Origin of the sequence: Micromonospora sp. NPDC005257 (genome assembly GCF_042872445.1) — a bacterium.
GTDB lineage: Bacteria > Actinomycetota > Actinomycetes > Mycobacteriales > Micromonosporaceae > Micromonospora.
Genome location: NZ_JBIAKL010000015.1, coordinates 41511 through 67358, shown reverse-complemented (window position 1 = coordinate 67358; position 25848 = coordinate 41511). Strand labels below are relative to the sequence as shown.

20 protein-coding genes are annotated in these 25848 nt (G+C 73.0%); 8 read left to right on the top strand and 12 right to left on the bottom strand.

The features are described from left to right. The first annotated feature begins 50 nt into the window (after nt 1-50). From ACFYO8_RS26545 to ACFYO8_RS26530, 4 genes are read left to right on the top strand one after another with little or no spacing between them, the layout of a single operon-like run. Complete coding sequence (locus ACFYO8_RS26545) at nt 51-1592, top strand: aspartate aminotransferase family protein (RefSeq protein WP_354872970.1); 1542 nt, start codon at nt 51-53, stop codon at nt 1590-1592. Between the two features lie 23 nt (nt 1593-1615). Further along, nucleotides 1616-2890, top strand: a complete 1275-nt coding sequence (locus ACFYO8_RS26540) for a lysine N(6)-hydroxylase/L-ornithine N(5)-oxygenase family protein (protein WP_354872968.1) — start codon at nt 1616-1618, stop codon at nt 2888-2890. A gap of 17 nt (nt 2891-2907) precedes the next feature. Beyond that, nucleotides 2908-3492 carry a GNAT family N-acetyltransferase gene (locus tag ACFYO8_RS26535; protein ID WP_354873125.1) on the top strand — a complete coding sequence of 195 codons (585 nt, stop codon included), beginning with the start codon at nt 2908-2910 and terminating at the stop codon, nt 3490-3492. Further along, the gene (locus tag ACFYO8_RS26530) at nt 3489-5273 is read left to right on the top strand and encodes an IucA/IucC family siderophore biosynthesis protein (protein WP_355095465.1); all 1785 of its coding nucleotides are present in this window, start codon (nt 3489-3491) and stop codon (nt 5271-5273) included. The genes ACFYO8_RS26535 and ACFYO8_RS26530 overlap by 4 nt, the downstream gene beginning before the upstream one ends. Nucleotides 5274-5327: 54 nt before the next feature. Here the strand turns inward: ACFYO8_RS26530 and ACFYO8_RS26525 are convergent, their stop codons facing one another. From ACFYO8_RS26525 to ACFYO8_RS26500, 6 genes are all read right to left on the bottom strand, one after another. After that, complete coding sequence (locus ACFYO8_RS26525; RefSeq protein WP_354872963.1) at nt 5328-6230, bottom strand: siderophore-interacting protein; 903 nt, start codon at nt 6228-6230, stop codon at nt 5328-5330. 45 nt (nt 6231-6275) lie between these two features. Next, complete coding sequence (locus ACFYO8_RS26520; protein ID WP_354873123.1) at nt 6276-8378, bottom strand: iron ABC transporter permease; 2103 nt, start codon at nt 8376-8378, stop codon at nt 6276-6278. 5 nt (nt 8379-8383) lie between these two features. Next, entirely contained in the window at nt 8384-9373 is a 990-nt protein-coding gene (locus tag ACFYO8_RS26515) for an iron-siderophore ABC transporter substrate-binding protein (protein WP_357710335.1), read from the bottom strand. 27 nt (nt 9374-9400) lie between these two features. Then, entirely contained in the window at nt 9401-10210 is an 810-nt protein-coding gene (locus ACFYO8_RS26510) for an ABC transporter ATP-binding protein (RefSeq protein ID WP_387257708.1), read from the bottom strand. Between the two features lie 155 nt (nt 10211-10365). Further along, nucleotides 10366-11985 carry a cellulose-binding domain-containing protein gene (locus ACFYO8_RS26505; RefSeq protein WP_354872958.1) on the bottom strand — a complete coding sequence of 540 codons (1620 nt, stop codon included), beginning with the start codon at nt 11983-11985 and terminating at the stop codon, nt 10366-10368. A gap of 268 nt (nt 11986-12253) precedes the next feature. After that, nucleotides 12254-12724, bottom strand: a complete 471-nt coding sequence (locus ACFYO8_RS26500) for a hemerythrin domain-containing protein (protein WP_354872955.1) — start codon at nt 12722-12724, stop codon at nt 12254-12256. A 232-nt stretch (nt 12725-12956) separates the two neighbouring features. On the opposite strand from ACFYO8_RS26500, the gene ACFYO8_RS26495 reads away from it, so the two are divergent. Then, the gene (locus ACFYO8_RS26495) at nt 12957-14126 is read left to right on the top strand and encodes a serine hydrolase domain-containing protein (protein ID WP_387257696.1); all 1170 of its coding nucleotides are present in this window, start codon (nt 12957-12959) and stop codon (nt 14124-14126) included. Between the two features lie 55 nt (nt 14127-14181). On the opposite strand, the gene ACFYO8_RS26490 is transcribed toward ACFYO8_RS26495, so the two are convergent. Beyond that, nucleotides 14182-14835, bottom strand: coding sequence for a response regulator transcription factor (locus ACFYO8_RS26490; RefSeq protein ID WP_354872950.1), 654 nt, complete (start codon nt 14833-14835; stop codon nt 14182-14184). Then, a complete protein-coding gene (locus ACFYO8_RS26485; RefSeq protein ID WP_354872947.1) occupies nt 14823-16049 on the bottom strand; it encodes a sensor domain-containing protein in 1227 nt (408 codons plus the stop codon). Before ACFYO8_RS26485 ends, ACFYO8_RS26490 begins: the two co-directional genes overlap by 13 nt. 168 nt (nt 16050-16217) lie before the next feature. Here ACFYO8_RS26485 and ACFYO8_RS26480 point away from each other — a divergent pair, with 168 nt between their 5' ends. From ACFYO8_RS26480 to ACFYO8_RS26470, 3 genes are all read left to right on the top strand, one after another. Beyond that, nucleotides 16218-16430 carry a hypothetical protein gene (locus ACFYO8_RS26480; RefSeq protein ID WP_354872945.1) on the top strand — a complete coding sequence of 71 codons (213 nt, stop codon included), beginning with the start codon at nt 16218-16220 and terminating at the stop codon, nt 16428-16430. A 199-nt stretch (nt 16431-16629) separates the two neighbouring features. Then, complete coding sequence (locus tag ACFYO8_RS26475; RefSeq protein WP_354872942.1) at nt 16630-18012, top strand: glycoside hydrolase family 43 protein; 1383 nt, start codon at nt 16630-16632, stop codon at nt 18010-18012. Between the two features lie 54 nt (nt 18013-18066). Further along, nucleotides 18067-20820: a beta-L-arabinofuranosidase domain-containing protein gene (locus tag ACFYO8_RS26470; protein ID WP_354872940.1), complete on the top strand. Its 2754-nt coding sequence runs from the start codon at nt 18067-18069 to the stop codon at nt 20818-20820. Between the two features lie 67 nt (nt 20821-20887). Here ACFYO8_RS26470 and ACFYO8_RS26465 read toward each other — a convergent pair whose 3' ends face one another. The 4 genes from ACFYO8_RS26465 to ACFYO8_RS26450 all read right to left on the bottom strand — a co-directional run bounded on the left by ACFYO8_RS26465 (nt 20888) and on the right by ACFYO8_RS26450 (nt 25597). Further along, complete coding sequence (locus tag ACFYO8_RS26465) at nt 20888-22087, bottom strand: hypothetical protein (protein WP_354872937.1); 1200 nt, start codon at nt 22085-22087, stop codon at nt 20888-20890. Then, on the bottom strand, nt 22074-22607 hold the full coding sequence (locus ACFYO8_RS26460; RefSeq protein ID WP_354872934.1) for a SigE family RNA polymerase sigma factor: 534 nt from the start codon (nt 22605-22607) through the stop codon (nt 22074-22076). The genes ACFYO8_RS26465 and ACFYO8_RS26460 overlap by 14 nt, the downstream gene beginning before the upstream one ends. A 96-nt stretch (nt 22608-22703) precedes the next feature. Next, nucleotides 22704-23519 (bottom strand): endonuclease/exonuclease/phosphatase family protein, encoded by an 816-nt coding sequence (locus ACFYO8_RS26455; RefSeq protein WP_354872932.1) that lies wholly within the window; start codon nt 23517-23519, stop codon nt 22704-22706. Nucleotides 23520-23641: 122 nt separating this feature from the next. Beyond that, on the bottom strand, nt 23642-25597 hold the full coding sequence (locus tag ACFYO8_RS26450; protein ID WP_387257693.1) for a GTP-binding protein: 1956 nt from the start codon (nt 25595-25597) through the stop codon (nt 23642-23644). Nucleotides 25598-25848 lie beyond the last annotated feature (251 nt).

The following is a 25848-nucleotide window of genomic DNA, read 5'->3' as shown; positions in this document are numbered from 1 at the left end:
ATCGCCGCGGCTCCAGCCGCGCCCTGTCCGTACGACCGCTGGGATGTCGCATGAGTTCGATCGGGAGCCCGACCGACGCCGGCCGCGCCGCCGACACGGCACGCGTCCACCTGTTCAATGCCGGCTCGCTCGGGCGGTACCGGGACGTGCTGGCGCGCGGCGTCGACCGGGTCGCCCGCCGGGTGGGCGAGGCGGACCGGCCGTTCACCGGCGTCACGCCCGACGAGCTGGCGCCGCTCATCGGCGCCATCGACCTGGACCGGCCGCTCGGCGACACCGACGCCGCCCTGGACGAGCTGCACGACGTGTGGCTGCGCGACGCGGTGTGGTTCCACCACCCGCGCTACCTGGCTCACCTGAACTGCCCGGTGGTCATCCCGGCCCTGCTCGGCGAGGCGGTGCTCAGCGCCGTCAACTCCTCGCTGGACACGTGGGACCAGAGCGCGGGCGCGACGCTGATGGAGCGGCGCCTGATCGAGTGGACGGCCGGGCGCATCGGGCTCGGCACCGGCGCCGACGGGGTCTTCACCAGCGGCGGCACCCAGTCGAACCTGCAGGCGCTGCTGCTGGCGCGCGAGGAGGCGTACCGCCGGGTGGTGGGTGGCGTCGCCGGCCGGCCGGACCGCCCGCAGGTGCTGTCCCGGCTGCGCGTCATCACCTCGGCGGCCGGGCACTTCAGCGTGCAGAAGGCCGCCAAGCTGCTCGGCCTGGCCGCCGACGCGGTGCTCACCGTGCCCACCGACGGCGACCGGCGGATGCGCACCGACGAGCTGACCCGCGCGGTCGACCGCTGCCACCGCGACGGCCAGGTGGTGATGGCCGTCGTCGCCACCGCCGGCACCACCGACTTCGGCACCATCGACCCGCTGCCGGAGATCGCCGACATCTGCGATGCCACCGGGATCTGGCTGCACGTCGACGCCGCGTACGGCTGCGGGCTGCTGGTCTCCCCCACCCGCCGGCACCTGCTCGACGGCATCGAACGGGCCGCGTCGGTGACCGTCGACTACCACAAGTCGTTCTTCCAGCCGGTCAGCTCCAGCGCGCTGCTGGTCCGCGACGCGCGGACGCTGCGCCACGCCACCTGGCACGCCGACTACCTCAATCCGGCCCGCGCGGTCGAGCAGGGCATCCCGAACCAGGTCGACAAGAGCATCCAGACCACCCGCCGGTTCGACGCCTGCAAGCTCTGGCTGACCCTGCGGATCATGGGTCCGGACGCGATCGGCGCGCTGTTCGACCAGGTCGTCGACCTCGCGGCCGAGACGTGGCGGCGGCTCGACGCCGACCCGCGCTTCGAGGTGGCCGCGCCGTCGCAGCTGAGCACCGTGGTCTTCCGGTACCGGCCGCCCGGCCTCGCCCCCGACGTGGCCGACGAGGCCAACCTGCACGCCCGCGACGCGCTCGCCGCCTCCGGCGCGGCGCTGGTCGCCGGCACCAAGGTCGACGGCGCCCACCACCTCAAGCTCACCCTGCTCAACCCGGAGACCACTGTGGACGATGTCGCTCACGTGCTGGATCTCATCGCCGACCATGCCGCCTGGTACGCCCGGACCGCGACCGCCGCCGAGCTGTCCTGCCCGGTCGGCTGACCCCCGCCGAGGAGAACGAGAACATGTCGACCCACGAGTTCATCGCCGTGGGGCTGGGCCCCTACAACCTCGGGCTGGCCTGCCTCACCGCACCGATCGACGACCTCGACGGGCTGTTCCTGGAGGCCCGCGGCAGCTTCGACTGGCATCCCGGCATGCTGCTCGAATCGACCCGGCTCCAGACGCCGTTCATCGCGGACCTGGTGACGCTCGCGGACCCCACCTCGCCGTTCTCGTTCCTGAGCTATCTCAAGGAGACCGGCCGGCTCTACCCGTTCTACATCCGGGAGAGCTTCTTCCCGCTGCGCGCCGAATACAACGACTACTGCCGCTGGGCCGCCGCCAAGCTGCCGAACCTGCGCTTCCGGCACACCGTCACCGCTGTCGAGCACGACGAGGCCGACGACCGGTACGTGGTGCACGCCGACACGCCGGACGGGCCGGTCACCCACCGGGCCCGGCACCTCGTCCTCGGCACCGGCACCCCGCCGTACCTGCCGCCGGCCTGCGCCGGACTGGGCGGCGACCTGATCCACAACTCGCGCTACCTGGAGCACCGGGAGGCGCTGCGGGCCAAGGACAGCATCACGATCGTCGGCAGCGGGCAGAGCGCCGCCGAGATCTACCACGACCTGCTCGGCGACATCGACACGTACGGCTACCAGCTCACCTGGGTGACCCGCTCGCCCCGGTTCTTCCCGCTGGAGTACACCAAGCTGACGCTGGAGATGACCTCGCCGGACTACGTGGACTACTTCCACGCGCTGCCCGAGCCGACCCGCTACGCGCTGGAGGCCGCGCAGAAGCCCCTGTTCAAGGGCATCAACGCCGATCTGATCAACGACATCTACGACCTGTTGTACGCCAAGAGCCTGCACGGACCGGCGCCGACCCGCCTGCTGACGAACACCGAACTGGTCGAGGCGGCGTACGCCGACGGCCGCTACCGGCTCGGGCTGCGCCACACCGAGCAGGACCGCGCGTTCACGCTGGACACGGAAGGGCTCGTGCTGGCCACCGGCTACCACTACCGGGTGCCGGAGTTCCTCGCGCCGGTACGCGACCGGCTGCGCTTCGACACGCACGGCCGCTTCGACGTGGCCCGCAACTACAGCGTCGACCAGACCGGCCGGGGCGTGTTCCTGCAGAACGGCGGCACGCACACGCACAGCATCACTTCACCCGACCTGGGCATGGGCCCGTACCGCAACTCGTGGCTGATCCGGGAGATGACCGGCCGGGAGCACTACCCGATCGAGAAGGCGATCGCGTTCCAGGAGTTCGGAGCGCCCGCATGAGCGAGGGCCGCGAGCGCATGACCACCTTCACCCGCGTCGACGCCGCGCTGGGCGAGTTCACGCTGCGCCCGGTCGACCCGGACGCCGACGCCGCGCTGCTGCACCGCTGGGTCACCCATCCCAAGTCCGCGTTCTGGCTGATGCAGGACGCCGACGTGGCCGCGGTCGCCGCCGAGTACCGGCGCATCGCCGACCACCCGCACCACGACGCGTACCTGGGATCGTGGCGCGGCGCCCCGGCGTTCCTGGCCGAGCGGTACGACCCGGCCCGGGTCGAGCTGGCCGGCCTGTACGACCCGGAGCCCGGCGACGTGGGCATGCACTTCCTCTGCGCGCCCGCCGACACACCGGTGCACGGCTTCGCCCGGGCCGTCATCACCACCGTGATGGCCTGGCTGTTCGCCGACCCCGCGACGCGCCGGGTGGTGGTGGAGCCGGACGTGCGCAACACCGCCGTGCACGCGCTCAACGCCGCCGTCGGCTTCACCGTCGTCGGCCCGATCCGCAAGCCCGAGAAGGAGGCGCTGCTGAGCGTCTGCACCCGGGACCAGTTCCGGGCCGCCACCGCTGCGCCCGACACCGAGAGAGGGGCACCGGCGTGAACGCCAGCGCATCAGTGGATCACCTGACCCCCGAGGCATGGGCGACGGCCAACCGGCTGCTGGTGCGCAAGGCGCTCGCCGAGTTCGCCCACGAGCGCTTGATCACCCCCGAGCCCGCCGGCCCCGGGCGGTGGCTGGTCCGCAGCGACGACGGCGCCGTGGAATACCGGTTCGCCGCGCAGCGGCTGGCGCTTGATCACTGGCAGGTCGACGCGGACAGCATCGTGCGCCGCCGCGACGGCGTGGAGCTGCCGCCCGACGCCGTCGACCTCTGCGTGGAGCTGCGCGGCGCGCTCGGCCTCACCGACGCGATCCTGCCGGTCTACCTGGAGGAGATCACCTCCACGCTGGCCGGGACCGCGTACAAGCTCGCCAAGCCCGCGCTGAGCGCCGCCGAGCTGGCCGCCGCCGGCTTCCAGGCGATCGAGACCGGCATGACCGAGGGGCATCCCTGCTTCGTGGCGAACAACGGCCGCATCGGCTTCGGCGTGCACGAGTACCACGCGTACGCCCCGGAGGCCGCCGCGCCGGTACGGCTGCTCTGGCTCGCCGCGCACCGCGACCACACCACGTTCACCTGCGCCGGCGACCTGGACTACGACACGCTGGTCCGGGCCGAGCTGGGCGAGCGGACGCAGGCCGGGTTCACCGCCGTGCTCACCGGGCTGGGCCTGGACCCGGCCGACTACCTGTTCGTTCCGGTGCACCCGTGGCAGTGGTGGAACAAGCTCGCCGTGACGTTCGCCGGTGAGGTGGCCGCGCGCCGGCTGGTCTGCCTCGGCGAGGGACCCGACGAATACCTGGCGCAGCAGTCCATCCGCACCTTCTTCAACGTCACCGACCCGGCCAAGCACTACGTGAAGACCGCGCTGTCGGTGCTGAACATGGGTTTCATGCGCGGGCTGTCGGCCGCGTACATGGAGGCGACGCCGGCGATCAACGACTGGCTGGCCGGGCTCATCGAGGGCGACCCGGTGCTCAAGCGCACCGGCCTGTCGATCATCCGGGAGCGGGCCGCGATCGGCTACCGGCACCGGCAGTACGAGGCGGCCACCGATCGCTATTCGCCGTACCGGAAGATGCTGGCGGCGCTCTGGCGGGAGAGCCCGCTACCCGGGCTGGAGCCCGGGCGGCGGCTGGCCACCATGGCCTCGCTGCTGCACCTGGACTCCGACGGCCGCTCGCTGGCCGCGGCGCTGATCGACGAGTCGGGGCTGGCGCCGGCCGGCTGGCTGCGCCGCTACCTGGACGCCTACCTGGTGCCGCTGCTGCACAGCCTGTACGCCCACGCCCTGGCGTTCATGCCGCACGGCGAGAACGTCATCCTGGTGCTGGACGGCGGCGTGGTCGAGCGGGTCGTCTTCAAGGACATCGCCGAGGAGATCGTGGTGATGGACCCGGACGCGGACCTGCCCGAGCGGGTACGGCGGATCCGGGCCGCCATCCCGGAGGACGAGAAGATCCTGTCCATCTTCACCGACGTGTTCGACTGCTTCCTGCGGCACCTGAGCGCCACGCTGCACACCCGGGGCGTGCTGGAGCAGGACGCGTTCTGGCGCACCGTCGCCGAGTGCGCCGCCGACTACGCCGCGACGGTGCCGCACCTGGCCGACCGGATGCGCCGGCACGACCTGTTCGCGCCGGAGTTCACGCTCTCCTGCCTCAACCGGCTCCAGTTGCGCAACAACCAGCAGATGGTGGACCTGTCCGACCCGTCGGCCGCGTTGCAGTTCGCCGGCACGCTGGTCAACCCGCTCGCCCCGTACGCGCCGCGCGGATGACGAAGCGGGCCGGCGCGTCATGCGCCGGCCCGCTCCACCGGCGGTGGGGGACGATCAGTTCTCCGCGCGACCGGCCCGCCAGTAGCCCATGAACGCCACCGCGCGCCGGTCCATGCCCCGCTCGGTGACCAGGTGGCGGCGCAGGCCGCGAATCATCGCGGCCTCCCCGGCCAGCCAGGCGTAGAGCGCGGCGCCCTCGGGGCGCTCCGGCACCTCCCAGAGGATGTCCCGGTCCACGTCCACCTCGGCCAGCGGCGCGGCGCCCGCCGCGACCGGTACCGGCACCAGCCGGCCGGCCACGCTCGTCACGGCCGGGGTGAGCCGGCTGCCGTGCGGGGCGCCGTCGCGGGGCAGCCAGGTCACCGTCACGCCGGCCGGTGCCCGGCAGGGCAGCTCGTCACCGGTCTCCGGCACCTCCACCAGCGCGTGCCCGCGCGTGTCGGCGGGCAGCCGCTCCAGGATCGCGCAGATCGCCGGCGCGGCGGTCTCGTCGCCGGCCAGCAGCAGCGTCGCCCCGGCGGGCGGTGAGAACTCGACGCCGCCGTGCGGGCCGTCCCACCCGGCGTCGGGGCCGACCACGGCGATCCGGTCACCGAGGCGGGCGCGCCGCGCCCAGCGGGTGGCCGGGCCACCGTCACCGTGCAGCGCCATGTCCACGTCCACCTCGTACGCCTCCGGCCGCACGGCGCGGACCGTGTACGTGCGGATCGGGCTGCGCAGCCCGTCCGGCAGCTCGCGCCACCGCGGGAACCAGTCCGGCCCGCCCGGCAGCTCCCCCGGCGCCCCGTCGACAGGCGGCAGGGCCAGCTTGATCCGCTGGTCGTACCCGTTGTCGGCGAACCGGTCCAGGTCCGGCCCGGTGAGCGTCACCCGCAGGAACGACGGGCCGAGCCGCCGTAGCGCGCGGACCTCGACGGTGAAGACTCGCCAGGGCGCGACGGCCAGGGTGCTGGTCATTCGTCATTCCTCTCACGGCCGGTGGGTGGTGCGTGGGCGAACGGGTCAACGGGCGGCGGCCGCGGCGCGGGAACGCCACAGCAGCCAGACGAAGTACGGGGTGCCGATCATCGCGGTGACCAGGCCGGCGGGGACCTGGGCGGGTGCGATGACACTGCGGCCGAGCGTGTCGGCGAGGCTGACCAACGTGGCGCCGAGCAGCACCGCGACCGGCAGCACGCGGGTGTGCCGCCCGCCGACGAGCGCGCGGGCGGCGTGCGGCGCGACCAGGCCGACGAAGCCGATCACGCCGACCGCCGACACGGCCGTGGCGGTGAGCAGCGCCGCCAGGCCGAGCGCGACTAGGCGGGCGCGTTCCAGCCGGACGCCGAGCACCCGGGGGGTGTCGTCGTCGAGCGCGAGCAGGTCCAGTTCGCGGCGTACCGCGACCACCACCGGCAGGGCGATCAGCAGCGCGATCACCACCGGCAGCACCTGCGGGGCGGTACGCCCGTAGGTGGAGCCGGACAGCCAGGTCAGCGCCTTGCCGGTGTTCCAGGGGTCGGACGAGACCACGATGAACGTGATGATCGCCGTACCGCCCTGCCAGACCGCGAACCCGATCAGCACCAGCCGGTCGGAGTTGAGCCCGTGCCGCCGCGCCAGGCCGTAGACCAGCGCGAACGCGGCGACCGCGCCGAGACCGGCCGCGCCGGACAGGGCCAGCACGCCGGCCATCGGCGCGAATGTCAGCAGCGACACCGCGCCGATGCCGGCGCCGCCGGTGATGCCGAGGATGCCCGGTTCGGCGAGCGGGTTGCGGCAGACCGCCTGCACAGTGGTGCCGGCCAGGGCCAGCGCCGCGCCGGCCAGCAGCGCCGCGGCGACGCGCGGCCACCGGGCGTCCAGCACGAAGGTGTACGCCGGCCCGGTGCGGCCCTGCACCCAGTTGACGATGTCGCCGAGCAGCACCCAGGTGTCCCCGGCGAGCATGCCGAGCACCAGCGCGGCGGTGGCGACGACCGCGCAGACCGCGATCACGGAGGTGACGAAGGCGCGGGAGCGGACCGCCGCGTGGCCGCCCGGCGCCTGCCGGGTCGGTCCGGCGTCGCGGTGGCGGCGGGCCAGCCAGACCAGCAGCACCGCGCCGAAGAGCGTGGTCACCACGCCGGTCGGCACGTCGACTCCGGCCTGCCCGCCGAGCACGGCGCGCAGCAGCACGTCGGAGCCGAGCACGATGATCACGCCCACGATGCCGGCCAGCGGCATCAGGATGCGGTGCCGGTGCACCTCGGGCACCCAGCGGCCGAGCAGCCGGACGATCACCGGCGCGCCGAGGCCGACGAAGCCGATCGGCCCGGCCATGGTGACCGCCGCGGCGGAGAGCAGCACGGCGAGCAGCACCACTGCCAGCCGGGTACGGCGCACGTTGAGCCCGAGCACGGTGGCGGTGTCGTCGCCGAGGGCGAGCAGGTCCAGCCGGTGCCCGAAGGCCACGAGCAGCAGCGCGGCGACCCCGATCACGGGGGCGAGCTGGGTGAACGCGACCAGGTCGCCCTGCACGAGCGAGCCGTTGCCCCAGGCGAACAGGCCGATGGTGGACTGTTCGAAGAGCAGCAGGAGCAGCATGGTCACCGAAGAGAGCGCCATCGCGGTGGCCGAGCCGGCGAGGATGAGCCGGGTGGTGGCCGCCTGGCCGCCGGCCGAGAGCAGCATGACCAGGGAGGCGGCGGCGAGGCCACCGCAGAACGCCAGCCCGCCCGCGGGCAGCGCCGGTAGCGCGATCCCGAACGCGGCGGCGGCGACGATCGCCAGGTGCGCGCCCGCGTTGACGGCGAGCGTGTCCGGCGAGGCGAGCGGGTTGCGGGTGGTCGACTGCAACGCCGCGCCCGCGAAGCCGAGCGCGACGCCGACGGCCAGGCCGGTGAGCAGCCGGGGCAGGCGGGAGGCGACGAGCACCCGGGCGGTCTCGTCGTCGCCGCCGGTGAGCAGCCGGAGCAGGTCCAGCGCTCCGACCGACGACGTGCCCTGGGTGAGGTGCACCGCGGTGATCGCGACGAGCAGCCCGGCGGCGAGGGCGAACGCGCCGGCCACCCGGCTTCGCCGGGCGGGCGGCGGCCCGTCCGGGGCCGGCCGGGTGGCCGGCCCCGGCGGGGCGGGGGCGGTCATCGCGCTCAAGCCGTGTAGACCTTGACCAGCTCGTCGATGTACTGCTTGGCGGACAGCGGGCCGCCGAACGTCCAGATGCCGTTGGGCATCTTGTGCAGCTTGTTCTGCTGGACGAACGGCAGGGAGCGCCAGATCGCGTTGCCGGCGAGGCCGTCGGCGAACACGTCGGTGCCGTCCGAGGCGTTGTAGAAGAAGTGCAGGTCCTGGCCCTTGAGGGCGGTCATGCCCTCGACGTCGGTCTGGCCCAGGCCCCACATCTCGTCGGTCTTGCCGGTCCAGGCGTTCTTGAGACCGAGCTGGATGCCGAGCTGGGAGACGAGCGCGCCCTGGCCGAACATGCGGATCGAGACGGTGCTGCCCTCCTTCCAGCCGTCGGCGAAGGCGAACTGCTTGCCGGCCGCGCCGGCGTCGGCGATCTTCTTCTTGCCGTCGGCCAGGGCGGCGTCGAAGTCGGCGAGCAGCTTGTCCGCCTGCGCGGTGCGACCGGTGGCGGTGGCGATCAGCTTCAGGTCCGAGCGCATCCGGCCGATGTTGTCGGAGGCGTCGCTGCCCTTGGTGACCAGCACCGGGACGTACTTCTCGAGCTGGGTGACGACGGCGGAGCCGCGCTCGGCCTCCATCACCACGAGGTCCGGCTGGAGGGCGACGATGGAGTCGACGCTCGGCTCACCCCGGGTGCCGACGTCCTTGACGCCCGGGTCGAGCGGGGCGGCGGTCACCCAGGTGGCGTACCCCTTGGGGTCGGCCACACCGACCGGCATCACGCCGAGGCCGACGAGCATCTCCACCTCGCCCCACTCCAGGCCGACGACCTTCGTGGCGGGGCTCTTGAGGGTGATGGTCTTGCCCCGGCTGTCGGTGACGGTGACCGGGCCGGCGGGCGCGGCGTCGGAGGGGGACGGTGCGGCGGCGGGCTCCTCGGTGGTGCCGCAGCCGGCGATCAGCAGCGCGCTCGCCGCGGCGGCGGCGAGCAGGGTCAGACGGGTGCGCAACATCGTTTCTCTTCTGTGGGCAGGGATCGGTCAGGCGCAGACGCGGGTCGTGTGCCGGCCGACAGGGCGGGTGGAGAGCAGGTTGGTGACCGGGTCGACTGTCACCTCGACGCGGATGCCGTACGCCTCGGTGAGCGCCGCCTCGGTGAACACCTCGTGCGGCGTGCCGGCACCGCGTACCCGGCCTTCGTGCAGGAGCACGACCTGGTCGGCTACGGCGGCCGCCTGGTTGAGGTCGTGCAGCACCACACCGACGGCGACGCCGGCGGTGTCGGCGAGTTCGCGCATCAGGTCGAGGATCTCCACCTGGTAGCGCAGGTCCAGGAACGTGGTCGGCTCGTCCAGCAGCAGGATCGCGGTGTCCTGGGCCAGGCAGGTGGCCAGCCACACCCGTTGCAGCTCACCGCCGGACAGCTCGTCGACCGGCCGGCCGGCCATGACGTCGACGCCCGTCACCCGCATGGCGTGGTCGATCGCGGCCGGCCCGTCGGGGTCGTTCGCGCGCCACCGCTGCCGGTACGGGTGCCGGCCGTAGCCGACCACGTCCCGTACCGTCACCCCGCTCGGGGTGGGGCGGCTCTGCGCCAGCAGCGTCACCCGGCGGGCGAAGTCCCGGGCGGCCAGCGCCCGCGCCGGGGTGCCGTCGGCGAGCACGATCTCGCCGTGCTCCAGCGGGTGCAGACGAGCCAGCCCGCGCAGCAGCGTCGACTTGCCGCTGCCGTTCGGGCCGACCAACGCGGTAACGGCCGCGGGCCGCAGCGTGATGGCGGCGTCGTGCACCACCGTCTTGCCGTGGTAACCCAGCCGCAGCTCACTGCCCCGCAGGCCGTCGGCCCGCACCGTTCCGCTCGTCACGGAGGTTAGGCTAACCTAATCAACGATCACCCTGTCAACCCGCTCCCCAGTCAAACCTCCGCCGGCCGATCATGAAGTTGACGGCGGCGTCGATCTCCGATCCGGCCGCCAACCTCATGATCGACTTCGGCGGGTGGCTGTCAGAGGGAGACGGCGCGACCGCCCAGGGTCACCGCGAGGCGGCCGTCGGCGGCGAAGGACCAGGCCAGGGCGCCGGAGTACGTGGCGCAGCGGGAACCGTTCGAGCCGGACCAGAACTGGTTCGAGCCGTCCACGTTGCCGACCGTCTTGTCGTTGGAGCCGCTGCCGGCGAAGCGGCAGGAGGTGTTGCTCCGGAAGGCCGAGGTGCCGGCGTCGAACGAGAAGTTGCGCTCGGTGTTGTCGATGCTCAGGTTGTTCGAGATCGTCATGGTGCCCGGGTTGCGGTTGTACGTGAACCCGTGCTTGCCGTTGCGGTACGCGATGGTGCGCCGGACGGTGTGGTTCACCGCGATGTCCTCGCCGCCGAGCTTGAAGCCGTTGCGGTCGCCGTTGCCGTTCTGCGTGCCGTTGCTCAGCGTGCCGTTGCTGTACGCGACGGAGTCCTCGATGGTCACCGGACCGATCGCGCCGGTGTCCGACTTGGTGTAGAGGTCCCAGCCGTCGTCGATGTTGTGGTGCGACACCGCGTACCGGAAGACGTTTCCACTGCCGACGGTGAGCTTGGCCGCGAATCCGTCGGCGTCCTCGCCGTCGGAGTCGGCGTTGTCGTGCGACTCCACGCTGACCATGAGGTTGTTCGCGGGCCACTGGTCGCGCGGCGTGCTGGAGGCGATGCGGGACAGTTGCAGCCCGGTGTCGCGGTTGAAGCGGGTCACCGTCCGCTCGATGATGTTGTTGCTGCCGCCCACGAAGATGCCGTTGTCACCGGCCCGCTCCACCACGAGCCCGCGCACGTGCCAGTACGAGGCGTTGAGCGCCAGTCCCCGGTTGGCCGGGTCCTCGCTCATCGCGGAGAAGTTCAGGATCGGCGTCTCGCCCGGGTAGGCGTACAGGTTCTTGCGGGCGCTCGACGTGCCGTTGTTGCCGGCGGCGACGGTGACCGTCTGGGACAGGTTGTACGTGCCGCCGCGCAGGTAGATCGTGCCGCCCGCGCCGACGCGGGTGAGCGCCGCGGCGATCGTGGTGGGGCTGGCCTGGGTGCCGGCCGCCCCGGCGGCGCCGTTCGGCGCCGCGTAGATCGCTCCGCCGGTCGGGGGCGGCGTGCTCGGGGGCGGCGTGCTCGGGGGCGGCGTGCTCGGGGGCGGACTGCTGGGCGGCGGGGTGCTGGTCGGTGGCGTGCCGGTGGTCGGCGTGACGCCGCCGGTGCAGGCGACGCCGTTCACCGCGAAGGTGGACGGCACCGGGTTGCTGCTGTCGTTCCAGGTGCCGTTGAAGCCGAACGACGTGCTCGCGTTGGCGCCCAGGCTGCCGTTGTAGCTGACGTTGGCGGCGCGCACCGACGCGCCGCTGGCGGTGATGTCGGCGCCCCAGGACTGGGTGACCGTCTGCCCGGCGCCGAAGGTCCAGGTGACGGCCCAGCCGTTGAGCGGGTCGCCGAGGTTCGTCAGGTTGACGTTCGCGGTGAAGCCGCCGCCCCACTGCGCGGTGACGGCGTAGTCGACGCGGCAGCCGGCGGCCGCCTGGGCGGCGGTCGCGCCGACGGCCAGGCCGGACGCGGCGATCGCGGCCGTCGCCGCGGCGGACGTCCACAACACCGTACGGCGGTGTCGGTTGATCATGGTGGTCTCCTGCGGGTGGTGGTGCCGTGCCCGCGTCGGCACCGATGCCCGGTCGGTGTCGGGGACGGGCCTTGATACCCGGACGTTCGTGCCACGCCGTACGCTCACGCCTCTCGCGCAGTAAGCGCTTTCAGCGCAGCCTAACGACGCACGTCGATATGGTCAAACCTTCGCGCGCACCGAACGATCCCGCCGCGCCGCCCGTATCCACTGCCGACCGGAACATCGACCGGAACCGCGGTGCGCATCCCGCCGGGCCGCGACCGTGTCACAACGGCCCGAACACGTCGGCCGGGTCGGCGTCCAGCGTCAGCGTCTCCAGCACGGTGAGCAGTCGCCGCTCCTCGTACCGGAAGTGCGACTCCATGACCGCCGATACGCCCTCCAGATGCCGGGCCAGTTCCCCGGGTGGGGCGTCGCGGGCCAACGCCGCGCTCAGCCCGGTCAGCAGGTACCCGATCATCGAGTGGTCCTGCCGCAGCCGGTCGATCGTGTCGCGCAACTCCGGATGCCGCGCCACGATCGCCGGGAAGAGATCCCGGTCCTCACCCTCGTGGTGCGCGGTCAGCGCCGCGCAGAATCCGTGACAGAACAACAGCAGGTCACGCGCCGCCGGGCGGGCCGGCTCACCGTCGGCGAGCGCCAGCCGGGTCACCTCCAGCGCCTCGCGCAGCCGTCCGTGAACGGCGCGCATCTCCCGGCTCCAGGCCACCAGCCTGGTCTGTTCGCCCTCAGCCACGAGGCGAGGGCGAAGGGACGACGAGTGTCATCGTCGTGCTCCCTTCGGTCCGGCGCCTCCATGCCTGACACGGTCTGCCACCGGCACGCGACGCTGCGCGGAGCCTAACCGGTGGCGCGGGCGCCTTCAAGTGGTGCCAGCGCTACCCCGGTTCGGCAGCAGGCGGGATGGAGCGGAAAGCCCGATTCTTCGAGGCTTGAGCCGTACCCGTTCACCCCGTCGAGGAGTTCCCATGACCCGCCGTACCTTCCGCCCGGTCGCCGTCGGCGCCACGGCCCTGCTCACCGTCACCGCGCTCGGTGTGCCCGCCGCGTCCGCCACCACCAACGACACCCGGCGTCCCGCCGCCGACGCCGTCCAGCAGCGACTGGACGGCCTGGTCACCGAGCACGGCTTCCCCGGGGCGCTGGCCTCCGTACGCAGCGGCGGCCGGGTGCGCGACTACACAGCCGGTGTCGGTGACCTGCGCACCGGCGCCGGCATCCCGCGCGACGCCCGGGTGCGCGTGGGCAGCAACACCAAGACGTTCACCGCCGTGGTCGTCCTCCAGCTCGTCGGCGAGGGCCGGATCGACCTGGACGCCCCGGTGGAGCGCTACCTGCCCGGCGTGGTGCGCGCCAACGGCAACGACGGGCGGCGGATCACCGTACGCCAGTTGCTGCAGCAGACCAGCGGCCTGCCCGACTACGACGAGGTGGTGTTCGACAAGACGCAGGACCTGGTGGACCGCCGCAGCGACTACTTCGACCCGCGCCGGCTGGTGGACGAGGCGCTCACCCAGTCCCGGCGCTTCCCGCCCGGCGAGAGGTGGGAGTACAGCAACACCAACTTCGTCCTGGCGGGGCTGATCGTCGAGCGGGTCACCCAGCGCCCGGTCGGTGAGGAGATCACCCGGCGGATCATCGAGCCGCTGCGGCTGCGCGACACGTACTGGCCGCAGACCGGCGAGCAGGACCTGCCCGGCCGGCTGCCGCGCGGCTACGTGGCGGTGGAGCCCGGCGCACCATGGGTCGACGTGACCCGGATGGACCCGTCGCTGGGCTGGGCCGCCGGTCAGCTCGTCTCGACACCGTCTGACCTGCGCGCGTTCTTCGAGGCGCTGCTGGCGGGCAAGCTGCTCAAGCCGGCGCAGCAGGCGGCCCTGACGCGCACCGTGCCGGCGCCCGATTTCGAGCCCACCGGCGTCTGGGAGTACGGCCTGGGCATCGCCCGGCACGAGCTGCCCTGCGGCGGTCACGCCTGGGGACACGGCGGCGACATCCAGGGCTTCGAGACGCGCAACCTGTCCACCACGGACGGGCGCAGCGCCGTGGTCACGGTGACCGCGCTGCCGACCGGCCTGGAGATGCTGGAGGCGGTCACCAGCACCGTCGACGCGGCCCTGTGCGGCACCCGCCGCTGATCCGGGTCATCCGCACGCGCGCCGCCTCCCCGCGAGGCGGCGCGCGTGCGCACGCCTACCGCCGGCCGTCGAGGTAGCGCAGCACGGCGGTGACCCGGCGGTCGGCGCGGTCGTCAGGCGGCAGGCTCAGCTTCGCGAAGATGTTGCGGATGTGCTTGTGCACGGCGCCCTCGGTGACGAACAGCCGTTCCGCGATCGCGCCGTTGCCCAGCCCTTCGGCCATCAGCGCCAGCACCTCGTGCTCACGCGGCGACAGCTCGGCCAGCGCGGTGTCCGGCCGTCGGTTGCGGGCGAGCAGCTGCCCGACCACCTCGGGGTCGATCACGCTGCCGCCGGCCGCGACGCGCTGCAGCGCGGCGAGGAACTCCTCGACCCGGCCCACCCGCTCCTTGAGCAGGTAGCCGAGCCCGGAGCCACCGACCGAGAACAGCTCGGTGGCGAACGCCTGCTCGACGTACGCGGACAGGACCAGCACCGCGAGGCCCGGCAGGCGGCGGCGGGCCTCGACCGCGGCGACGATGCCCTCGTCGGTGTGCGTGGGCGGCATCCGCACGTCGACGATCGCCACGTCCGGCCGGTGCTCGTCCACGGCGGTCAGGAACTCCTCCGGCGTGCCGGCGGTCGCGACCACGTCCAGGTCCTCGGCGCGCAGCAGCAGCGCCAGCCCTTCGCGCAGCAGCGCGTCGTCCTCGGCGATCACGATCCGCATGGCAGCTCCACGTGCATCCTCGTCGGTCCTCCCGCTGGACTGGTCAGCGTCATCCGCCCGTCGTACGCCTCGACCCGGCGGCGGATGCCGGTCAGGCCCGAGCCGCGCGTCTCGTCGGCGTCCCCGCGCCCGTCGTCGGTGACCGTCACGAGCAGCCGGTTCCCCGCGCGGCGCACGGCGACCTCCACGCCGTCGGCGCCACTGTGCCGGACCACGTTCGTCAGCGCCTCGGCCACCACGAAGTAGGCGGTGGCCTCGACCGCCGCCGCGCAGCGCACGTCGACGTCCACCGACAGGCGGCACGGCACCGGGCACTCCGCGGCGAGTCCGGTGAGCGCCCCGGCCAGGCCCCGGTCGCCGAGCACCGGCGGCAGGATGCCGCGCACCACCGTACGCAGCTCGCTGAGCGCCTGCTCGGCCGCGCTCTGGGCGCGTTCCAGGATCTCGTCGGCGCGGGCGGGGTCACGGCGTACCGCCCGCCGGGCGGCACCTAGCAGCACGTTCACCGCGACCAGCCGGTTCTGGGTGCCGTCGTGCAACGAGCGTTCGATCCGGCGCAGCTCCACCGCGTGGGCGTCGAGCGCGGCGGCCCGGGTGGCGGTCAGCTCGGCGACCCGCAGCGACAGGTCGAACCCGGGTGGCGGGGGCAGCAGCCGACGACCCGGCCGGGCCTGGATCCGGGCCAGCGCCGGGCCGGCCGCGACGGCGAGGACCAGCCACCCGATCCCGAGCAGGCCGACCGCGAGCGCGTCCCCGAGCCCGTCGATGCGCCACCAGCCGATCCCGGGAGCGCCGGCCTCCGGCGGCACCAGCCGGTACCACAGCGGGAACGTCATGTCCTGCGCCGCGTGGATCGGCAGCGTGAGCGCGATCAGCCCGGCGCCGAAGCCGACGGTTCCGTGGGTGGCCACCCAGCGCAGCTCCCGCCGGACGAACGGGTCGCGCAGCGCCGAGCGCAGCCCGGCCGGCACCGGTCCGGGCGCCGGGATCGGCGGTCCCCACCGGGACAGCCGGGCGCGTTCGCGGTCGGCCACCGACCGCACCGCCCGCAGCATCCCGGGTACGAGCAGCAGCCCCACCCCGCCGACGCAGGCGGCCGCCACGACGATCACCCCGAACAACGCGCCCAGTGCCAGCACGGCCGTGCCCAGCCCGCCGACCAGGTGTTCCAGCGCGTCCACCGAGGCGCGGAACCGCCTGCGCACGTACTCCATCCCGGCCCACCCCCGGGCGCCACGATAGGTCACCACCGTCGCCGCCCGGCAGGGCCGGGCACGGAAAGTACAGCCTGCTGTACCTCGGCTGTCGTGCTGGCGGGATCGTTGCCGGCCGTCCGCGCGCCTAGCGTCGACGGGGCAAGGACGTCACCCGAGGAGGCAGCCGTGAACGACCTGGACCGTACCGCCGAGACCACCGCCCCGACGACGCCCGTCACCCGGATGCGCCCGCTGCTGTGGCTGGTGCTCATCGTCAGCGTGGCGGCGAACGTGACGCTGTCGAGCGTCCTGGACAACCCGTGGGCCGGTTCGGCCTTCGGCGCGCTGGCGCTGGCGAGCGGGGTGACCCTGGCCATGAACCACTACCGCAACCGCTGATCCTCCTCCCGGCCGGACGCCGGGAGGAGGGTGACAGCGCAGGGCGGGCCGCGTCGGCGGCCCGCCCTGCGGCGTTCCCGGCGCCGGCCGGCGGGAACGCTAACGAATCCATTGACAGCAAGCTATGTGAACGCCAGGCTAAGGGACGTTGTTAGCGTTAACGCGGCCGTCATCTCCACCACAGAGAAAGGCCCCCGTCGTGCCCCTGACCCGACGTGCGTTCACGGTCGGCGCCCTGTCCGCCGCCGCCACCGCCTCCGGCGCGCTCAGCCTGCCGCGCCGCGCGCTCGCGGCGGCGAACACCGCCTACGCGATGGCCTACTTCACCGAGACGCCGAACGGCCTCGGCGCCGACTACGGCCTGCACCTGGCCGTCAGCCGGGACGCCCTGAACTGGACGCCGCTGAACCAGAACAACCCGGTGGTCACCCCGACCGCCGGGCAACTCGGCCTGCGCGACCCGTTCGTGCTTCGCAAGACCGACGGGACCTTCGTGGTGCTGGCCACCGACCTCAAGGGCACCAACTGGGGGCTGACCAGTCAGTACCTGCACGTGTGGGACTCGGCCGACCTGACCGCGTTCACCGGCTACCGGCGCATCCGGATGCACACGCTCGACACCCACACGTGGGCGCCGACCGCGTTCTGGGACGCCGCCCGGGGCCAGTACGCCGTCGTCTACTCCGCGAACAACGGCCGGGACGTGTTCCTGGTCAACTACACGAACGACTTCCGCACCGTCAGCGCCCCGCAGGTCTACTTCAGCCCGAGCTTCGGCGTGCTCGACGGCGACGTGGTGGTCGACGGCGGCACCACGTACCTCTACTACAAGAACCTCAACGACGAGTACCTCTACGGCGCCCGCTCCACCACCGCCGCGCCGAACAGCTTCACCACGTACACCAGCGGGCTGCGGCAGGGCAACGCGATCGAGGCGCCGCTGCTGCTGCGCACGAACGAGGGCGGCTGGCGGCTGTGGGGCGACTCGTTCAGCCCGGTCAACAACGACTACTACGCCTGGTCCACGACGAACATCTCCGGCAACTCGTGGACGCCGCTGAACCAGCGTGACTACACCCCGCCGCTGAACTCCAAGCACGGCTCGATGATCGGCATCACCGACGCCGAGTACGCCGGGATGGTCAACCGCTGGGGCGCGCCCAACTGGATCCGGCTCAAGTCGTCGAACCTGCCCGACCGCTACGTCCGGCACGCCGACCGGATCGCCCGCGTCGACGCGTACCCGTTCGACCCCTACCAGGACCAGATGTGGCGCATGGTCCCCGGCCTGGCCGACTCCGCCGGCGTCTCGTTCGAGTCGGTCAACTATCCCGGCAACTACCTGCGGCACTACGACTACGCGGTCCGGCTGGACCCGAACGACGGCACCGCCACGTTCCGCGCCGACGCCACCTTCCACCGCACCGCCGGCCTGGCGGACAGCACCTGGTCGTCGTTCCGCTCGCACAACTTCCCCACCCGCTACCTGCGGCACTACGACTACCGGCTGCGCATCGACCCGCTCGACGCCGGCTCCCCCGCGCTCGACCGGCAGGACGCCACGTTCCGGGTCACCGCGTAACCGTCCCCCGCCACCACCGTCCCCCACCCACCGTCCCCCGCCACGGAGGCCGTCATGCCCGCTCCCCTGGTGAACCGCCGCTTCCTGCTCCGCGCCACCGGCGCCACCGCCGTCGCGGCCACCGCCGGCGCCGCCGCCGGATCCGTCGTCTCCGGGGGTACGGCGCACGCCGCGCTGCCACCGGTCCGCCCCGACATCGGCGTGTCCGCGTACGCGTTCGACCCCGGCCAGGTACGCCTGACCGCCGGCCGCTGGCAGGACAACCAGAACCGCACGGTCGCCTACCTGCGCTTCGTCGACGTGAACCGGCTGCTCTACAACTTCCGGGCCAACCACCGCCTGTCCACCGGCGGTGCCGCCGCCAACGGTGGCTGGGACGCGCCGAACTTCCCGTTCCGCACCCACGTGCAGGGGCACTTCCTGACCGCCTGGGCGCAGGCGTGGGCGGTGCTCGGCGACACCACCTGCCGGGACAAGGCGCTCACCATGGTCGCCGAGCTGGCCCGCTGCCAGGCCAACAACGGCGCGGCCGGGTTCAGCGCCGGCTACCTGTCCGGCTTCCCGGAGTCCGACTTCACCGCGCTGGAGGCGCGGACGCTCAGCAACGGCAACGTCCCGTACTACTGCATCCACAAGACGCTGGCCGGGCTGCTCGACGTGTGGCGGCTGATCGGCAGCACCCAGGCGCGGGACGTGCTGCTGGCGCTGGCCGGCTGGGTCGACCAGCGCACCGGCCGGCTCACCTCGTCGCAGATGCAGGCCATGCTCGGCACCGAGTTCGGCGGCATGAACGCGGTGCTGACCGACCTCTACCAGCAGACCGGCGACGCGCGCTGGCTCACCGTCGCGCAGCGGTTCGACCACGCCGCGGTGTTCAACCCGCTCGCCGCGAACTCCGACCAGCTCAACGGGCTGCACGCCAACACGCAGGTGCCCAAGTGGATCGGCGCGGCCCGGGAGTACAAGGCCACCGGCGTCACCCGCTACCGCGACATCGCCGCCAACGCGTGGGCCATCACTGTGGGCGCCCACACGTACGCCATCGGCGGCAACAGCCAGGCCGAGCACTTCCGCGCCCCGAACGCGATCGCCGCCTACCTGCGCAACGACACCTGCGAGGCGTGCAACACGTACAACATGCTCAAGCTGACCCGGGAGCTGTGGCAGCTCGACCCGGACCGGGTCGCGTACGCCGACTTCTACGAGCGCGCGCTGCTCAACCACATGATCGGCCAGCAGAACCCGGCCGACGCGCACGGCCACGTCACCTACTTCACCCCGCTCAACCCGGGCGGGCGGCGCGGTGTCGGCCCGGCGTGGGGCGGGGGCACCTGGAGCACCGACTACAACTCCTTCTGGTGCTGCCAGGGCACCGGGCTGGAGACCAACACCACGCTCGCGGACGCGATCTACTTCCACAACGGCACCACGTTGACGGTCAACCTGTTCGCCCCGTCGGTGCTCACCTGGAGCCAGCGCGGCATCACCGTCACCCAGGCCACCTCGTACCCGGTCGGCGACACCACCACGCTCACCGTCACCGGCTCGGTGGACGGGTCGTGGAGCATGCGGATCCGGATCCCGGCGTGGACCAGTGGGGCGAGCGTCAGCGTCAACGGCGTCGCGGCGGGCATCGCCGCCACGCCGGGCACCTACGCCGTGCTGACCCGCGCCTGGACCTCCGGCGACACGGTGACGGTCCGGCTGCCGATGCGGGTGGTCACCGTCGCCGCCAACGACGACGCCGCGGTGCAGGCCGTCACGTACGGACCCGTGGTGCTCTCCGGCAACTACGGCAACACCACGTTGAGCGCCCTACCGACGCTGGACCCCGCCTCGGTCACCCGCACCGGCGCGGGCAGCCTCGCGTTCACCGCCCGGGCCGACGGCGCCACGGTCAACCTCGGCCCGTTCTACGACGCCCACGGGCACAACTACACGGTCTACTGGCGGGTCGGCGCGGGCGGTGGCGGCGGTGAGGCGAGCTTCCGGCTGGCCAACGCCGCCAGCGGGCTTGTGCTCGGCATCCAGAACATGTCCACCGCCGACGGCGGGCTCGCCCTGCAGTGGGGCGACACCGGCACCGCCGACCACGACTGGCAGCCGGTGGTCGACGGTTCGGCGCTGCGCCTGCGCAACGTCAACAGCGGCAAGGTGCTGGGTGTGGAGAACATGTCCACCGCCGACGGCGCCCGGATCCTCCAGTGGGCCGACAACGGCACCGCCGACCACCTGTGGACGGTGGTCGACGTCGGCGACGGCAGCCACAAGCTGCGCAACGTCCACACCGGCAAGCTGCTCGGCATCTCCGGCGGCTCGACCGCCCAGGGCGCGTTCGCCGTGCAGGACCCGGACAACGGCAGCCTGGACAACCAGTGGCGGTTCCTGCCCAACGGGGCGCGGCGGATCCAGAACCTCGGCAGCGGTCTGGTGCTCGGCGTGCAGGACATGTCCACCGCCGACGGCGGGCCGGTCATCCAGTGGGGCGACACCGGCACCGCCGACCACCTCTGGACCGCCCTGGTGGACACCGGTGGCTACCTGCGACTGCGCAACGGCAACAGCGGCAAGGTGCTGGGCGTCGAGGGCGGTTCGAGCGCGGCGGGCGCCCGGATCGTCCAGTGGGCCGACAACGGCACCGCCGACCACAGGTGGCGGCTGCGGTTCGGCGGAGGCGGCTGGTTCCGGATCCAGTGTGCGAACGGGGGCCGGGTGCTCGGGCTCAGCGGCGGTTCCGGCGCCCAGGGCGCGCAGGCCGTCCTCGCCGACGACACCGGGGCCGCGCACCAGCGCTGGCGGTTCCTCTGATCCCGTGGTGACGGTGGGAGCGGTCGCCGCTCCCACCGTCACCGCGATCGTTCAGTGCCGGCGGGTGTCAGGGCGTCAGGGCGTCCAGGGCGGGCGTCCAGGTCGCCTCGTCCCGCACGTCGTCGGCGACGGTGATCCCCTCGGCGATCTTCAGCAGCTCGGCCTGGGGCAGCCGGCCGCCGAGGCCCTGGGAGCTGACCTGGACGACGACTGTGCCGTCGGCGCTCCAGATGTTGCAGAACCCGCCACCGGCGCCCGGCACCGGGTAGCACCTCGTCGCACCGGGCTCCGGTGACTGGTTGGAGCTGGTGCTCGGCGTGACGAAGATGTGGAACCCGTCCCTGACGGCGCCCTCGACCGAGTCGAACGGCGCGGTCAGGCCCGAGGGGCGCATGGGCCTGGTGTACGTCGCGCCGCCGTAGTCACCGGCGCGGGCGGTGGCGATGCCGCTCAGGCCGGGCATGGCGTGCGTGCCGACCTGCAACGGCACGTAACCCTTCGGCACGTAGCCCACAGTGAACGGCAGCGGAGCCGGCGTCGGCCCGGCCGGCTTCAGACCCGCGACCAGGCCGCTCAGATCCTCGAAGCTCGGCGTCGCCGGGTCGTCGGAGATCGACGTGACGGCCGCCCAGGCGTTGTGGGCGTACTCCCAGGCGAACAGCTTGTTGCCCGGATCCAGCGGGTTCCTCGGGTCGAGGCCGACCGGCAGCCTCCCCTGCACCGCCTTGCGTCCGGCCACCGTGACGTTCCGCGCGGCCTTGATCGCTGCCGGGTCGAAGGCGCCGGGCCGGTAGACGGTCAGGTAGGCCCAGAGCGCAGGCTTCGCCCCGGCGGCCCTCTTCTCCTGCTCGATCGCCTCGGCCTCGTCCCTGCTGACGGGCCTGTCGTTCGAGGTGTGACGGTCGGAGTAGACGGAGGCGATCTGGTATGCGGTCGACACGACGATCGGGTCCTGCACGTGCAGCGTGCCGGCGTCGTACCCGGTGAAGGTGAAGGTGAACGGCGAGGCGTCGGGCCAGGGGCTGACGCCCGGACGAGGCGCACCGGACAGCGCCGAGTTCTCCCCGGCGGTACGCCTCGCACCCAGGATCGGCACGGTGATCGCGCCGGCGACCGCCACCGCGACGAGGGCCGCGGCGCCGACTGTCGCGAACCGGGTCCGGCGGCGCCGTTCGGCGTGCCGGCCGGCCGCGACGATGTCGTCGACGGTACGGCCCATCGGCGGCTCGTCGCCGGTCACGGCGTCCACCAGTTCACGCAACTGCATTTGTCCACTCCTCCATCGGCATGCCGGTGAGATTGAGGTGTTCGCCGCCGAGTGACTCGCGCAGCTTCGCCAGCCCACGGGAGACCTGGCTCTTGGCCGTGCCGACCGTGCAGTCGAGGACGGCGGCGGTGTCCTCCAGGCTCAGGTCCATGTAGTGCCGGAGCACGACGGCGGCCCGTTGCCGCGCCGGGACGGCTTCGAGCGCTGCCCGCAGGCGCATCCGCTCGTCCGTCACCGCCGCCGTGTCCCGCACCGTGACGTCCGGCATGGCGTCGCCGGCCGATCGCTCGCGCCGCCAGGGCCGGCGGGTCTCGTCGATCGCGGCCCGGTAGACCATGGTCTTGACGTAGAGGTCGGGCCGCTCCAGCTTCCGCCAGCGTGGATAGAGCTTGACCAGCGCATTGGCCACGGCGTCCTCCGCGGTGTGCCAGTCGCCGCAGGTCATGTACGCCAGCTTGCGCAGGGACGCCATCTGTGACGTCACGAACTCGCGGAACGCTTGCTCGTCTTCGGCTTTCAATCGACTGCCTCCTCGTGACGGAGGTAGAACGGCCACGCCCGCCCGGGACGTTGCACGGCCGGCGGACAAATTCCGCCGCGCGTCCGCGGACCTCGGTCAGTACCGCCCCGGTGGCGGCACCGGCCAGGAGCGGATCATGGTCGCCACCAGCGCCGGATGGTCGGTCGTCCCGCGCATGTCCACCGAGCGGCGGCAGCAGATCGTCACGCCGCTCGACGCCAGGATCTGCTGCCGGGCCCCGTCGTCGATCCGCCGGTAGCCCACCGGCACGCACGACCGCACGTCCGGCATGCCACCGGCCCGCAGGTTGAGGTCACCGCCGAGAACGGTCGGCGCGTCCCCGTCGCCCCGGGTCTCCGGCACCACCGCGCCGAGCAACTCACCGCACTGGGCCAGCGCCACCTGGCCGCTGGTGTTCGCCAGGTGCGTGGTGCAGGCGTGCAGCCCGTCGGCCCGGACGCAGAGCCAGACCCGCTCCTCGGGATCGGTCAGGTCCTGCGCCGGATAGGTCCCCCGGTGCACCGACGGCCGCGCGTCGCGGGCGTCGAGGCGGGCCAGCAACCCGATCCCGTACGGCTCGCCGTTGTCGCACCGGGTGGGGCCGCCGGCGGGGCGGTCACCGGCGGCCTGGAACGCGGACACCATCGTGCCGCCGGCACGGGCGGCCCGCAGCGTACGCCCGAGCGTCACCACGTCGTCGCGGCAGACCTCGTTGAGCGTGACCACGTCGGGCAGTTCCGCGGCGATCACCTCGGCGGCCCGCGGGACGGCCCGGCCGGTGTAGCAGCCGGCCCGGCCGCTGTTGCAGAGATTCATCTGAAGCACCCGCAGCGTTCCCGGCCCGGTGTCGCCGGCCGCCGCCGACCCGGCGGGTAGCCCGGCCACGACGAGCAGGCACACCACTGCCAGCACCCGGCGGACTCGCCGGGTGAGGTGAGTGGCCGGCTGCGGGGACAGCGGGGCTCCAGCGGATGCGGGCGGCGGCGGGCGCGGTGATCCTAGCCGGAGAGTGCCCGTCGCCGCCCGGCCGCCGCCTACCTCGGTACGGCCCGGAACCACGCCTCCCGGTCGTCCGGGTCGGGTCCGCGCCGGGGCAGCGTCGGCGGTTCCTCGCCGGTGACCGGCGCGTAGTGGTCGAAGGTGGTGGTCAGGACCGCCTCGCCGCCGGTGAGGTCGGGCAGGGCGGCGACGACCCGCGGCACCCGGGCGGACGGCAGGGTGCCGCTCACCTCCAGGTAGCCGCCGACGACGGCGGTGTCGTGGACGACCGCGCCGAGCCGGCCGAGCAGCGCCAGCACCGTCTCCACCGCGTGCCGGGGCAGGTTGACGTCGAACCGCTCGATCGGCTGGCACACCCGCGTGCCGGCCTGCCGCAGCGCGGCGGCGAACACGACCGGGGCGAGGTTGCGGAAGTCCGCCGCCACCGTCGAGATCGACTTGTCGAACTTCTGGTGCGGCCGGCTCTGCCGGGGTGCGTACCGGGACGCCGTCATGGTGACCGTGCAGTCGGTGACCGGCCAGCCGTGCCGGCCCTGCCGCAGCGCAGCCCGTACGCCCTCCTCGGTGGCGGCGACGAAGGCCGGTGGCAGCCGTCCCGGCTCGATCCCGGGACGGAACTCGATGCCGTGCCCGGTCGGCGCGGCCTCGATGCGCAACCCCAGCCCGGCCAGGTACGGGTTACCGCGCTCCCGCATCCGCTCCTCGGCGGCGCCGGTGCCGGCGACCCGTTCGATGCAGGCGGTGAGCGTGCCGGAGAACCGCACCCGGACGCCGTACCGGTCCTCCATCAGGGCGGCCAGCACCTCCTTCTGGACCTCGCCGTGCAGGCGGATCACCGCCTCCGCCTGCTGCTCGTCGAGGCGCAGGTCCACGAGCGGGTCCTCGTCGGCCAGTTCGGCCAGTCCGGCGAACATCGCCAGGCGCTGCCCCGGGTCGACCGGTTCGACGACCGACTGCCGGGTCGGCGGCGGGAACCGGTAGCCGACCCGCCGCGGCGGGTCGCCGATGTGCTGGCCGATCCGGGCCGGCACCCCGCGTACCGCCGCGATCTGGCCGCCGGAGACCGACGGGCGCACCAGCACACCGGTGGGCTCGATGACGGCGATCTCGGTCACCGGCTCCGGGCGGCCGCCGTCGAGCCGCACCCGGTCCCGCACCCGTAGGCGCCCGGACCACAACCGCAGCCAGACGCGCCGGCCGTGCCCGTCCCGGTCGACGGCGAAGACGGTGCCCGAAGGCGGGCCGTCCGCCGCCTCGCCGTACGGCAGCAGGTCGGCCAGGACGTCGCACAACTGCCGTACCCCGGTGCCGGTGATCGCCGAACCGCACACGGCCGGGATCAGGTCCGCGTGGCGCACCGCGCGCCGGATCGCCCGCCGGACGTCGCGGACGCGGACCGGCCGGTCGGTCAGCCAGCGCGCCGCCACCGCGTCGTCGACCTCCGCCACCTCCGCCACCACGGGCTCGGCGTTCAGGTCCACGGCCCGCGCCCGGGCCTCGCGTGTGCCCTGGCCGGAAATCGTGGTGAGCAGGACCGGCCGCGCCCCGAGCCGCTGCCGCACCTGGGCCGCCACCCGGTCGACGTCGGCACCGCCGCGGTCGACCTTGTTGAAGAAGAACACCGTCGGTACGCCGATGCGGCGCAGAGCCCGCCAGATGGCGACGGTCTGCGGCTGGACGCCTTCCACGCTGGACACCACGAGCACGGCGGCGTCCAGCACGGCGAGGGAACGCTCGACCTCCGCGATGAAGTCGGGGTGGCCGGGGGTGTCCAGCAGGTTGATGCTCAGGTCGCCGATGGTGATCGACGTGACGGCCGCCCGGATGGTGATGCCGCGGCGGCGTTCCAGCTCCATCGAGTCGGTCCGCGTCGTGCCGGCGTCGACGCTGCCCGGCTCGGCCACCGCGCCCGCCTCGTAGAGCAGGCGTTCGGTCAGGCTGGTCTTTCCGGCGTCAACATGCGCGACGATTCCGAGGTTCAACAGGGTCAAGGCGGAGCTCCACGGTAGGACGGGCAAGGGTCCGAAGCGTGGAAGCTGCTCGCATTGTCTCTCCTGGTCGTCGTCGTCACGGCGGCGCTCGCCGCCGGTGTGCAGTCCTACCTTGCCCGTCCGCCACGATCGCCGCCACCGAATTCGGGTACCGGGCGCTGCCCGGGCCGGACGGGGAACCGCACCCCGGTGAGGTCCTCGGACACGGCCCAGAGCCGCTGCTGGACGGCTACCTCGTACGACTGCGGGCT

What these genes read in the sequence shown, in the direction of transcription:
- ACFYO8_RS26545 (WP_354872970.1), top strand. Translation starts at nt 51, where the DNA reads ATGAGTTCGATCGGGAGCCCGACCGACGCCGGCCGCGCCGCCGACACG.
- ACFYO8_RS26540 (WP_354872968.1), top strand. Translation starts at nt 1,616, where the DNA reads ATGTCGACCCACGAGTTCATCGCCGTGGGGCTGGGCCCCTACAACCTC.
- ACFYO8_RS26535 (WP_354873125.1), top strand. Translation starts at nt 2,908, where the DNA reads ATGACCACCTTCACCCGCGTCGACGCCGCGCTGGGCGAGTTCACGCTG.
- ACFYO8_RS26525 (WP_354872963.1), bottom strand. Translation starts at nt 6,230, where the DNA reads ATGACCAGCACCCTGGCCGTCGCGCCCTGGCGAGTCTTCACCGTCGAG.
- ACFYO8_RS26520 (WP_354873123.1), bottom strand. Translation starts at nt 8,378, where the DNA reads ATGACCGCCCCCGCCCCGCCGGGGCCGGCCACCCGGCCGGCCCCGGAC.
- ACFYO8_RS26515 (WP_357710335.1), bottom strand. Translation starts at nt 9,373, where the DNA reads ATGTTGCGCACCCGTCTGACCCTGCTCGCCGCCGCCGCGGCGAGCGCG.
- ACFYO8_RS26505 (WP_354872958.1), bottom strand. Translation starts at nt 11,985, where the DNA reads ATGATCAACCGACACCGCCGTACGGTGTTGTGGACGTCCGCCGCGGCG.
- ACFYO8_RS26495 (WP_387257696.1), top strand. Translation starts at nt 12,957, where the DNA reads ATGACCCGCCGTACCTTCCGCCCGGTCGCCGTCGGCGCCACGGCCCTG.
- ACFYO8_RS26490 (WP_354872950.1), bottom strand. Translation starts at nt 14,835, where the DNA reads ATGCGGATCGTGATCGCCGAGGACGACGCGCTGCTGCGCGAAGGGCTG.
- ACFYO8_RS26485 (WP_354872947.1), bottom strand. Translation starts at nt 16,049, where the DNA reads ATGGAGTACGTGCGCAGGCGGTTCCGCGCCTCGGTGGACGCGCTGGAA.
- ACFYO8_RS26470 (WP_354872940.1), top strand. Translation starts at nt 18,067, where the DNA reads ATGCCCGCTCCCCTGGTGAACCGCCGCTTCCTGCTCCGCGCCACCGGC.
- ACFYO8_RS26465 (WP_354872937.1), bottom strand. Translation starts at nt 22,087, where the DNA reads ATGCAGTTGCGTGAACTGGTGGACGCCGTGACCGGCGACGAGCCGCCG.